Source organism: Stieleria varia, assembly GCF_038443385.1.
GTDB classification, from domain to species: Bacteria; Planctomycetota; Planctomycetia; order Pirellulales; family Pirellulaceae; genus Stieleria; species Stieleria varia.
In genome coordinates, this window is sequence record NZ_CP151726.1 from 1,220,934 (window position 1) to 1,232,438 (window position 11,505).

At 57.0% G+C, this 11,505-nt stretch carries 8 protein-coding genes; 3 read left to right on the forward strand and 5 right to left on the reverse strand.

Annotation, left to right across the window (positions count from 1 at the left end; all coding sequences use genetic code 11):
- Window positions 1-19 precede the first annotated feature (19 nt).
- Both rnr and Pla52nx_RS04250 read left to right on the forward strand, forming a co-directional pair.
- Entirely contained in the window at window positions 20-2,269 is a 2,250-nt protein-coding gene (rnr, locus tag Pla52nx_RS04245) for a ribonuclease R (RefSeq protein WP_146520074.1), read from the forward strand.
- A 146-nt stretch (window positions 2,270-2,415) separates the two neighbouring features.
- Window positions 2,416-3,606 carry a hypothetical protein gene (locus tag Pla52nx_RS04250; protein WP_146520073.1) on the forward strand — a complete coding sequence of 397 codons (1,191 nt, stop codon included), beginning with the start codon at window positions 2,416-2,418 and terminating at the stop codon, window positions 3,604-3,606.
- Here the strand turns inward: Pla52nx_RS04250 and Pla52nx_RS04255 are convergent.
- From Pla52nx_RS04255 to Pla52nx_RS04265, 3 genes are all read right to left on the reverse strand, one after another.
- Window positions 3,581-4,000, reverse strand: a complete 420-nt coding sequence (locus Pla52nx_RS04255; protein ID WP_146520072.1) for a zf-TFIIB domain-containing protein — start codon at window positions 3,998-4,000, stop codon at window positions 3,581-3,583. The two genes, Pla52nx_RS04250 and Pla52nx_RS04255, sit on opposite strands and share 26 nt — an antisense overlap.
- A 245-nt stretch (window positions 4,001-4,245) precedes the next feature.
- Entirely contained in the window at window positions 4,246-5,871 is a 1,626-nt protein-coding gene (locus tag Pla52nx_RS04260; RefSeq protein WP_146520071.1) for an LPXTG cell wall anchor domain-containing protein, read from the reverse strand.
- 139 nt (window positions 5,872-6,010) lie between these two features.
- Window positions 6,011-6,430, reverse strand: a complete 420-nt coding sequence (locus Pla52nx_RS04265) for an ATPase (RefSeq protein WP_231741976.1) — start codon at window positions 6,428-6,430, stop codon at window positions 6,011-6,013.
- A 322-nt stretch (window positions 6,431-6,752) separates the two neighbouring features.
- On the opposite strand from Pla52nx_RS04265, the gene Pla52nx_RS04270 reads away from it, so the two are divergent.
- On the forward strand, window positions 6,753-8,324 hold the full coding sequence (locus tag Pla52nx_RS04270; protein WP_146520069.1) for a PDZ domain-containing protein: 1,572 nt from the start codon (window positions 6,753-6,755) through the stop codon (window positions 8,322-8,324).
- A 6-nt stretch (window positions 8,325-8,330) separates the two neighbouring features.
- Here Pla52nx_RS04270 and Pla52nx_RS04275 read toward each other — a convergent pair whose 3' ends face one another.
- Together Pla52nx_RS04275 and Pla52nx_RS04280 are read right to left on the reverse strand one after the other, a co-directional pair.
- Window positions 8,331-10,415, reverse strand: a complete 2,085-nt coding sequence (locus Pla52nx_RS04275; RefSeq protein ID WP_146520068.1) for an NAD(P)-binding protein — start codon at window positions 10,413-10,415, stop codon at window positions 8,331-8,333.
- A 111-nt stretch (window positions 10,416-10,526) separates the two neighbouring features.
- Window positions 10,527-11,504: a LysR family transcriptional regulator gene (locus Pla52nx_RS04280; RefSeq protein WP_146520067.1), complete on the reverse strand. Its 978-nt coding sequence runs from the start codon at window positions 11,502-11,504 to the stop codon at window positions 10,527-10,529.
- Window position 11,505: the final 1 nt, after the last annotated feature.

Genomic DNA, 11,505 nt, shown 5'->3' on the forward strand with positions numbered 1-11,505 from the left:
GGCACGCTATGTTTTATCAATGGAAATATCACAAGAAATCGCCGATCGCGTCATGCGATTGGTCGTCTCGCCCGACTACCGACCGTCCAAACCCAAACAGATCGCAGCGATGCTGGATCTGGATGCCGACGGTTATCGTGAAGTCAGGCGGGTCATCAAACAGTTGGTCCTAGAAGGCCGATTGCTCTACGGATCGAACCACCTCGTCATCAGCACCGGCGCGGTCGGCGGCCCACAAGACCGCGTGCGAGGCATCTTTCGCACCGCAATGGGCGGCGGATTCGGATTCGTACGTCTCTCCGACAGCGGTGGCGAGAAAGTCGAAGAGGATCTCTTCGTACCGCCGGGTGAAACCGGTGGCGCACTGGAAGGTGACCTCGTCGAAGTCAAAGTGCGTCCGGGACGGCAAGGCAACGAAGCATCGGTCGCCAAAATCCTGCAACGCGCTCGCCGCCAATTTACCGGAACGTTCCGCGTGCAAAACGGCGAGTCGGTTGTCTTCCTGGACGGCACGCCTTACGACAAACCGGTCAGCGTCGGCGACGTCCGTGGACTACCCATCAAAGACGATGACAAAGTGTTCGTCGAACTGGTGCAGTTTCCCGATGACAGCGGTGCCGGCGGTGAAGCAGTCATCCTGGAACGTTTGGGCAGCAGCAGCAATCCGGCGATCGACACGCTGACCATCATGCGTCAGTACGGTCTGCCCGATGAGTTCTCCGAAGAAGTCCTGCAGAACGCGCGAGAGCAATCCGACGCGTTCAACGATGACGTGGTCCCCGAAGGCCGGCGGGATTTCACAGAGATGCTGACCATCACCATCGATCCGTTCGACGCCCGTGACTTTGACGATGCGATCTCGCTGCAACGCGAAGACGGACGCTGGCGTTTGTGGGTTCACATCGCCGACGTCAGTCACTTCGTCCAGCCAGGCAGCAAGCTCGATATCGAAGCCCGTGCCAGGGCGACCAGCGTCTATCTGCCCGACCGTGTCGTTCCGATGATCCCCGAGATCATCAGCAACCACTTGGCCAGTTTGCAGCCTGATCGCATTCGATTGGTCAAGACCGCGGAGATCGAATTTCAAGACGATCTGACGATCACGCACAGCGAAGTTCACAACGGGGCAATCCGCAGTGACATGCGGCTGAACTACGAACAAGTCGATCAGTTCCTGGCAGCGCCGGAGGAGCATCGCGAAAAGTGGGGTGACGCGATCTGCGACTTGCTGACCGACATGCACAAGCTGGCGATGCAGATTCGCAAAAAGCGATTCAAAGGCGGTTCGCTGTCGATGGACATGCCGGAGATCAAGCTCGATTTGGACAAGGCTGGCAAGGTCAAAGGCGCCTACCGAACACAGCACACCGAGAGCCATCAGATCATCGAAGAGTTCATGTTGGCGGCCAATCAAGCCGTCGCGACTTGGCTCGATGATCTGGAGTTGAACTTCTTGCACCGTATTCACCCGCCGCCCGAGCGACGTAAACTGCGGCAGCTCAGCATGTTTGTCAAGGATTTGAATCTTGGCATCGAGAGCGTCGAAAGCCGTTTCGAAATCCAACGCGTGCTGGACAAGGTCGCCGGAACGCCGCTGGAGGATGCGGTCAACTTTGCCGTGCTCAAGAGCATGAACAAAGCGGTCTACGGCCCTCAACGCGAAGGTCACTACGCGTTGGACATGGAGCACTACTGTCACTTCACCAGCCCGATTCGTCGCTACCCCGATTTGACCGTCCATCGCTTGATCCAAAACCTGTTGGACCAAAAAAAGACACCGGACGACTCCTATCCCACGATGCTGAAACTGGGGCATCACTGCAGCGACATGGAACGCAACGCGCAGCAAGCGGAGCGGGAACTGATCCAGTTGAAACTGCTGCACTTTCTCAACAAACACATCGGCGAGACGATGAAAGCGGTGATCAGCCGCGTTTTCGCTGACGGGTTGCACGCTCGCTGCATCAAGTTGCCGGTGGACGGTTTCATCCCCGTCACGACCCTGCCCGACGACAAGTATCGTTTCGAAAGACGAGGTCAGATTCTGTCGGGATTCCGTGAAGGCAATCGTTTTCGTTTGGGCGACGAAGTCACCATACGCGTTGCCAAAGTCGACTTGCAATCGCGACAATTGTTCTTTGAGATGGTGACAAACCACTCCGCAAAATCACATTCCTCCAGCCACAAATCGAGCAAGTCGCCCAAAGGCACTTACAAGGGTAAGCGGAAAGTCGAACGTCGCGAAAAAAAGAAACGCCGTAAACGCTAGTGCCAAAATCATTGTTACCAGCACGAAACGCAAGCGAGTGATTCATGCCGCTTTGTTCACGCGCTTGCGCTTCGTGCTGGTATTTTTGCATCTTTTCCAGTCAAGGTCCATTCACGAAACGCAAACGCTAGTGGGCAAGCTGTCTGATGAGCGAACCAGCAATCTTTGTCTTCGTGCAAGGAAACGAGAAACGTTACTTTTATGACCAATGGGCCGCGCCCGTCCTGGTCCGCGAACTCTTGTGGGGGCCGGTCGCCTTACAACAATGGCTCACCGAAGACGAAGAGCTGGAAGACTGGACCGACGAAATATCCGGCGGTGCCGTGGTCGATTTGGTCACGCGTGATCTGATTTGGTACAGCGATACGTCCGCATATGAGATCCAGCGGATGCAAGACGTGATCGCTCGACTGATCCGAGCAGCGTGGCCAGGATTCAACGTTCGCTACGCCACCGATGGGGCGATCGAACTAGCACAAGCCGCGGGCGAGACCGACTGGGACGACGATGAATCGGAGCCGATGTCGCGTCCGGAGTCGATCGACGAAGCCGCAATGGAGGACGAGAACGAGGGCCTGCTAGCTTGGATCACGCTGATCGATGAAAGCGAACGAGTGTCGCACCTCCACGTCACGGCGTTGCCGTTGGATTTCATCCGTGGACCGCAGCATTTTCTGTCCGCACTGCAAGACGAAGTCGGCGACGAAATGCCAGAGGAGATGGTTTGCCAAGAAGGCGTCTGGATCGACGTTCCCGCCCGCCGAATCGGCCTGTGGGGTGTTCACGAAACGACCAAGCTGCTTGATGATCTGAAACGCAACTGGCAGGGTTGGCAAGTCGATTGGATCGAGCATGGATACGAAGAACAGTGTGCGGTCAGCGGCCCGAGCGGAGAACCGATCACCGACGCACAAGTCCTGCGTCTGATCACAAGTGTGCTGCTATCGACCGACCGCTTTGACTTGCGACAGTTTTATCGGATGGCAGGCCAGCAATTCAAACGGTCCGCGCGGCGCGCCACGGGATGCTTGACCACATTGCTGTGCATGCCATTGATTATCTATGCCTTGCTCAGCGGCAATTGGAAATGGCCGCTTATTCTGGTCACCACCGTGGTCGTGCTGGTAACGCTCTTGTTCAAATCGATCGAGATCGCCATCAAGCAGAAATATTCGCAATCGCAGTTGGGCGATCGGGGAGCGGATCGAAACCCGAGCAGAGCCCCGGCCGCGGGACCGCTGGGCCCGGATCAGCGACGTGCCGCACTGGACAAAACATTGCGCGCCGCCGGGCTGCCGAGCTTGGCTGAAATCAACGAGAGTCCGTCAATGCTTTGATGGCGGAAAAGACCCAGCCCATCAGTGATCCAGACGTGCCTTGGGTTTCCTCCAATTTGCCAGCAGCCTCCAATTGCCGTCGCACCTCCCGGATCTCCGAAAACTCGCCGTGGTCCAACCACAGACCTTTGCACTGGGGACACATGTCGATCAACACATCTGTCTGCGGATAATGGAATGCACGCATGCGATGGCACCCCTTGGGGCACATCCGCAACGAGGGTCGTGAATCCGAGGGAGGAGCCAGATCGGCGGTCGCAACGCTCAGCACATCGGGCATCTCATCAGCGTCGAACCACGCCCCATGGCAGGAAGGGCAAACATCGATCGCGACCTTGCTCGGTCGGAGACTCTTGGTCACCAGTTTCTCGGTCGAACATTCCGGACACTGCACGATCAGATTCCTTGCGTTGAGATTCGGTCGGCCCCCCAGTTGAGATTGTGACTCAATCCCACTGTCTCATGCAAGTGTGTGCGAAGGTAGCCGTCACTTCTCCCGGAGCAGCTGGGAGAGGTAATAGTTGCGCAGCGAGGCACAAAGCGTATGGTTTGTGTTTGGGCGGATGGTGGTGTTCGTTTTCGACTTGGAAAGTCGAACGACAATCGTCGCTCGACTTTCCGAGTCGATAGCGTGCCCCATCAAGCAGCTTCGCCGACCCAGCTATGAATGATTTGAGCTGCCAGATCGGGATGCGCGTCGACGAGTGTGACGAGTTGTTCACGAAGATCTCGGTCGGGATCGTCTCCCGGCGACTGCAGTGAAACATTCGGCACGGACGAGGACGTTGATTCTGTTCGACGACGCCGAAAGAAAAATCCGACTGCGCCCAGCAAGACAACAACGCCCCCAATCACAACCCAAATCGTCTGTGGGGAATCGAGGCCGGCTGAATGGAAACCATCCAATCCGCCCTGCCACCATGCCACCTCCGTGTGGTTGGCGGCGTTTGCTGACGGATCGTCGGGAAACGCCCAGACCTCAATCGTCGATGACTTGGGCCTGCAAGCCATCAAAGTGGGACGAATTGCGTGATCAAGATTCTCCTGCGTTTCTCGCTTGAGCTGCTGCCACTGTGCCGCAGTCAATTGCAATGTGGACGATCGCATTGCATCTACAGCAGCAGCGTTTGGCAATCCTTGCTCTGCACCAGAGATGTCGATCCCTGGAACACGCAGCGATGACGAGTAACGTTGCTGCCACATGTCGCGAAAATATCGCTCGGGCAATCCGATCGATACCTGAACATTTTCGATTCGATGATTGGACGCTGAATGGACCAAGGGCGTGGAGCCAACGGCACTGCCTGATTCGGGACTCGAGCTTGCCAGTCTTGCCGAACGATTGCCGCGAACTCGGGTCACCGCCGTGAACAGATTGGTCAACAGGCTATCATCGCCAACCGTTTGATCGGAAACGTCTGACGCGTTTAGGTCAGCCACATCGACAACTTTCGCGACCGAGGCTGGGAGATCGACCGACTCCATTTGAACGCTGACCGAGACCCGGACATCTTGGTAGCGATCCAACAACCGCGTGACCTCTTGTTCAATTCGCGATTGTTCTTCGATGCGAAAACGCACTGCTGGATCGCTGATCGTCGCGATGGTCTGCTCAGCGTTTTTGTCCAAGACCACGACGTCCTCGGACGACATCCCTGCATAAGACCCGCGAATGAAATCTTGGATCATACGGATGCGTGCTGCTGGCAGAGGTTGATCGCCGGCGGGACACACAACCACGCTTGCGGATTGCGTCATTCCACCGGCCAAACCACGCGAGCGTCCTTCGTCATAGACCACGTTTGCCCATTGGATGTCATCAAACGCCGCAAGTTGATTTCCCAGATCTTGTGCTTTGGCGTGCAACTGTCTGGCGCGACGCACGGAATCGGATTCGAAGAAACTGGTTTGGTTGATCGCGTCTTGGACACGACTTCGCAGAGCAAGCGGCAAGGCTTTGGATTCGTTCAACGCTGCCAAATACTGATGCCGCGATTCAGTGGGAACCAGCAAGCAACCGTCCTTTCTCTCCCACGCATTCAGGCCTGCTTGGCTGAAGGCAAGCTCGGCTTGATCCAACTCGTTCTCACCAAGACTGCGGCCGCCGAACAGTGGTTGGCTGGATTGCGGCTGCTGACCTTGAGCCCACCACAACAAACCAACGAGCATGGTCACCGCGATCAACAACGTGACGATCCGTGACTGAGTCGGCATGGACTCAAACGTCGTTCGAACTTGTTGCGATGATTGTCGAAGGACGCTCATAGAGGCTGGGGAAGTCGTTCAGTCACGTGGGAAATGCGGATGATGCGAAACGTTGGGCAGCGACATGATGGACGAAGCACACGATGGAAATCGCAAACCCACGAGGGTGCAACGTCGTGTGGTGGAGAAGCGTTTCCCGTCAAGCAGCCATGCGTCGCTGACCGCTGGCACGAGGCAAACAGATCGTCACTGCGGCGCCGCCTTGCGGACAGTTCTGCCATAGCAGTTTTGCGTCGATCGCGGCCGCCACCATCGGCAGACGTTTTTCTCGCTCCTCAATACGGCAACCGGTATCGGCCACCTCCAGCTCAATGCCCTGCGACGTCTCACAACCGGTGAATGTCAGGTCGCCGCCGTCGGGCATTTCAGCAAGTGCTTGAGCCGTCAGGACACGGAGCAACTCCGCGGTTTGCTCGGGGTTGGTCGGCACGGGGATCCCCGTCGGGATATCCATTTCGAGGCACACAGGTGCTTTATGCGCGATCAACATCGGCGCAGTGACCGTCTCAACCAAAACGGCTAGCGATCGACAAGACTGAGGATTGATCCAAGTGGCCATCATGAACTTCCCTTTTTGCGTCCGAACGGCCAGATTTGGCTGGCTTTGGTGCTCAAAGGCAGCGTTTTAGGACGAATTCGGCGTGACTATTCTGACTTCATTGGTCGTCGATACCTGTTTGGCTGCCCTGATTGCAAGATGAATCATGGGTCTGACGCACAATTCCACCGGGTGAAAAATTCGTGGCGGTTTCTCTTTCCAAGCGATCGGCATATGATGAGGGCTCGCAACCCACCTGTCCCAGTCGTGTTTACGCCAAAATCGCGTGCGTCCTGAGGGCAGAATCGAACGAAGACATCGAACGAAGACTTGGTGTGGACTGATGAAAACTCGACGCTGGATAGCCATCATTACGGTCTCCTTATTGATGCCATTGCTGCTGCCCGAATCGGGGCATGGCCAAGGACTCTTTCGCCGCTTGAGAGATCGGCTTGCTCCACAGATCCTGCCTCCCCGAGCCACTCCTCTGCCACCCCGCGTTCCGCTTCGTACCACTCCTGCTGCACCACGCACCACGACGCCAGCGACGGGCACACCACCGCTAACCCGCACCGCACCCAGCACCGCTGCCAACACTGCGACGCCATCCACACGCAGCAGTCGGTCACTCAGCACTGCGTTGCCGCGAGCCAGCCAGATCAATCCGACTCCCGGTTCGCCTGCATCCCCAGTGGCTCAAGCCAGTGCATCGTCACCAGCGCCAAACCCATCCGCACCAAACACGTTGGTGCCAACCAAGCCTCTGGAAATGTCCAATCTGGGCGGCTCCATTTTGCAACCGTTTGACGACACAGACGGATCATCAACAGACGAGACACTTCGTCCGACCATCGGCATCCAAGCCGTTGAGGCTAACCCTGGCTACCCGGGCATCCAAGTCGTTGAAATCAAAGAATACTCACGAGCCGACGAAGCCGGACTTCAGAAAGGTGACTACATCTTCGCGATCGATCAGGTTGCGACGCCATCGCTGGCGAGCGTCGTTGAGGTGCTGGGCAAGTATCAGCCCGGCGATACGGTTCGCTTGCGAATCGGACGCGATGGTGAAGTGGCCGACCTCGATGTTCCTCTCGTCGCGTCTCCAGCATTGGCGACCCTGGCCAAACCGCCTGTCGCATCGCCAGACTCAGGCACGCAAAGCGATCCGCTGTCGCCTCGCATCGGTGCCGACGTGCGCAACATTCCTGGCGTCCGTGGTGTGGCCGTGACCGATGTGCAGCCCGGTTCGCCGGCTCAGCAAGCCGGCATGCAAGTCGACGATCGCATCATCGCGATCGATGGACAGATGATTCAAGACACGGCAGCTCTCGCAGAGATTCTGACAACTCAGCAGCCGGGTGACTCCGTTGAACTGCAATTCGTGCGTTCGGGTCAATTGCTCAGTTCCACCGTTCAATTGGTTTCCCTTGCTCAACTGCAGCAAAAAACACTTGATGCCCCATCAGATGAAACACAGGGAGCAGCGGCTGCCGGAGAAACATCTGAAACCGCCCACGCAGACGATCATGAATCGGCCCAACCGTCATCGAGCAAAGGCGGCTTGCTGAGCGGAGTCGGCTCGGTACTGGGTGGCATGTTCGGCAAGAACGGCAACACACCCAAGCCTGCCGCACCCGATGCGGCTGCGTCACCCGCCGAGTCGCCCAGCGAATCAGATCCGCTCGCCTTGCCCGCGGATGACACGATGAGGGCGCCTGAAATCGTCGACGCCTTTGAAACCCTGCCGATTCCCGTCCCCGAAGCGATCGAGCCCGCGGCTCCTGCGTCGCAGGACGGCCTGCCCGAGACCGCCAGCAAGGACGACCTGGAGAAACAAGCCGAGGTCGAACGTTTGCGTCAAGAGCTCGAGGACTTGAAGAGCAAGCTCAAGGAATTGGAAAGCGACAAGGACTGATCCTGGCTACTCTTGCGGGTCGATTCTCACGATTTGGACGTGGAAGAATTTTTCGATCGCAGTCTGCTGATCAAAATCCTTGTCCTCTTCCATCTTCGGCAAGTCCTTCCAGTGAACGATCGTGTGACGCTCCTTTCGCTGCGTTGTTGCTTTCTTTCTCGCTGACTTCGCTGCATCTTCTTCCTTGGAACCTTCCACCAAACCGGGCGGCAAGGGTGGCAACGGCGCGTATCGCCAGCCGGTCAACAAACGTTCTGCGATCCACCGATTGTGTTCGACCTCTGCTACTTGCTCAAGCTGTTTGCGTGTTCGCCGCAGTTCGGTCCACGTACCCGATTTTGTTTTTTCAGTTGCACCGGCGTCGGCAGAATGAGAAAGGTCATATCGGTGCCCCAGCACGCGGCCTTTGAAGGGCGCGTGCCCGGCGGCGGCCAGATTGGTATGCCGCTCCCAGTAGGTCAGCTCCGACCACAGCGATCGTGCTTCGTCACCGTATTTTTGACTGTAGCTGCCGTTGATATCGATCGCTAATTCGCGCTGTCGCGAAGCGGCGATGGCGTTGTAGCACAATACTTGATCGGTCTTCGCCCACGGGATCAATTCACATCGATAAGGACCGTCGCTGGCTTGTTTGTTGGATTCAATGATCGCGTGGTGCAATGCGATGTGTTGCGTGACCGACACAAAGATCGGGATCTTGTCATCCCCCCAAGGACTCGCCACAGGCCCTTTTTCGAGCATCTCAATGGTATCCCGCAGCCGTTGCGTCAGGTTCGCGTTGTGGCTTTCATCATCGGTGCAAACGACCAGAATGGGCAAGCAATCCTCACGGTCCAGCAGATACTCCACTCCGGCAATCGTGTCGTCACAAACCAGCTCGCTGCCCGCCTCCACAAACGCCGCGTTGCAAACAAAGCTGACCCCGGGTCGCGACGTCGGTGAGCGCCGATGGATGGGGGCATCGTAGGGGCCATCCCACTGATCGGCGAGTGCAGGTAGGTCCCAGCCCTTCGGTCCCGCCGGCTGGCGTTGACTCAAATCGGGGGCGAATGCGGGATAACGTGACAGAAAGGATTCCCTTTGCTTCGGATCATCATGCACGATCGTGACCCGTGAACGTTTTCGGTTCTCCAAGTGGACCAGTTCACCGATCTGAAGCGCAAGAGATTGCCCCTGTTGACCGAACCCGAACAACACAAAATGCAACGTGCGATTGCCAAGGTCCCGCGGCAAACGATCGGCCAACGGACCAATCAGCATCTCGGTCGCCGCTAATTCTTGTGGGACAAAGAATTCCACTTCGACACGACTGTTCTGGCTGCTGTAACTCAGCTTGCTGGTCGCCTCCACCAATTCAGGATTGTCCATGTGCGCAAAGCACCGCAGGACACGGTGGCGTGGTCTCGGGGTATTGGGATCCGCATTAGGATCCGTCTTGGGTGCAGGATCCAACTTGCATGCGATTGATGTCGCCAGGGCAACGACCGCAGCATTGGTGTTGTCCGATCCTGTCATGCCGAACAACTCGACCGCCCGATCGGGATGCGCCATCGTCATGGTTTCATCGTCTGTCGCATCCCGAACCAGCACCAATGCGCCGAGTTCCCTCGCGTCATCGAGGTAGGTGTTGTGAGGATCTTTCTCAATCACCACGATCTTCTTCTTATGATGCAACTGCCGAACCAACTGCATCCCCACGTCGCCCAATCCGCAGATGATCACGTGGTTCCGAACCCAGCGTAACTGGCCCGCTTGAATTGCGTCGCTGAGCAACACAAAGTTCAATTCGATCAGCAGGACGGTCCACAGAATGACCGCGCAACCCAAACCCAAGGTCCCGCAACTGTTCTTTGGCACATCCTGCAGATTCAGCTTGAAAGTATGAACCGCAGTCATTACCGCCGAATGATCTGTAGCACTGATGAATCCTAAAAACAGAATGGCGATGGCCAACAAAAGCGTGGTCAGTCCCACATGACGTCGGTACCACCGCCACCACGGCCGAAGTCGCAGGATGTGCTGCTGGGCCACGGCAAAGACCACCAACGCAATGACCAAGATCACCAAGATCCAATCAAATCCCTCTGTCATGCTTGCCTCTACCTTTTCCTGTTGTGACCTGTGCACCGGGTGTCAATGTACCCAATTGCTGTAATAAAAGCAATGAATTGCCTGATTCATTCAAATTGCGATATCCTCGCTTCAGCGTTTCTTGCAGATGGCCAACAGGGATTGCCGCAGTGACTCGCCCTCGGCACTCAATCGCGGGGTGTTTTCCTCGGGGAGGATGCCATAGATCAATTTCATGCGAGGGGTTTCCAGTGACGAGGTGTCCAGCGGCTTGGGTTTCTTGAGCCCATCGGTCGCGTCGACGGCCGACTTGGTGACCAAGCCGATTCCCCAGCCGTCGCGGACGAACTGCATGATGGTCGGCCAACCGCCGGCCTGCACGACAGGTCTCAGCGCGGGGGTGACTCCGCTACGGACCATGTTGTGCTCCAGTTGTCGCCGGACCCCAGAGTCTTCTTCGGGAATGACCAGCGGCAACATGTTCAGCGATTCTAGCGAAACCGATGCGCGATCCAGGTCGTCAAACTGTTTTCGAATGGCCGCTGGCGCGTCCTTGCCGCAGACGAGCATCCACGGATCGTCAAAGAGATGGTCGATGCCGATGTGACGACCGTATCGTTCTTCGATGTCGGCTTCCCGATGAGACACGATCGCCAAGTCGTAGATGCCCGTTTCAACGCCTTCGATACGTCGCTGGCCTCGGGGAGTGGAAAGTCGAATTTCGGTCTCCGGGTGATTCGCACGAAAATCGTCCATCGCCGCGATGACAAACGTCTGCGCGGCCAACTGTCCGCAGGCCACCGCAACCGGTTCTGAATCGGTGACTCGGCTGCTGACATCGCTGTGTACCAATCGCGAAAGTCGGACGATCTCTTTCACGGCCGGCCACATCCGCTCACCTTCGGAGGTCAACTCCCAGGTCTTGCCCTGACGATGGATCCACGCAAAACGGACCTGGGGGTGTTTCAGTTGCAACAGAGCCAGCCGCTTGGACATGCTGGGCTGATTGATCCCCAATCGATCGGCCGCCTCGGCCGCGTTCCCGTCGCATTCGATCAGCGTCTGCAGCGTTTCCATCATGTCCAGGCTCAGTCGGGACGGTCGAGGCATA

Coding starts and splice junctions, on each gene's coding strand:
- rnr (WP_146520074.1), top strand. CDS start 20: ATGGAAATATCACAAGAAATCGCCGATCGCGTCATGCGATTGGTCGTC.
- Pla52nx_RS04250 (WP_146520073.1), top strand. CDS start 2,416: ATGAGCGAACCAGCAATCTTTGTCTTCGTGCAAGGAAACGAGAAACGT.
- Pla52nx_RS04260 (WP_146520071.1), bottom strand. CDS start 5,871: ATGAGCGTCCTTCGACAATCATCGCAACAAGTTCGAACGACGTTTGAG.
- Pla52nx_RS04265 (WP_231741976.1), bottom strand. CDS start 6,430: ATGGCCACTTGGATCAATCCTCAGTCTTGTCGATCGCTAGCCGTTTTG.
- Pla52nx_RS04270 (WP_146520069.1), top strand. CDS start 6,753: ATGAAAACTCGACGCTGGATAGCCATCATTACGGTCTCCTTATTGATG.
- Pla52nx_RS04275 (WP_146520068.1), bottom strand. CDS start 10,415: ATGACAGAGGGATTTGATTGGATCTTGGTGATCTTGGTCATTGCGTTG.
- Pla52nx_RS04280 (WP_146520067.1), bottom strand. CDS start 11,504: ATGCCTCGACCGTCCCGACTGAGCCTGGACATGATGGAAACGCTGCAG.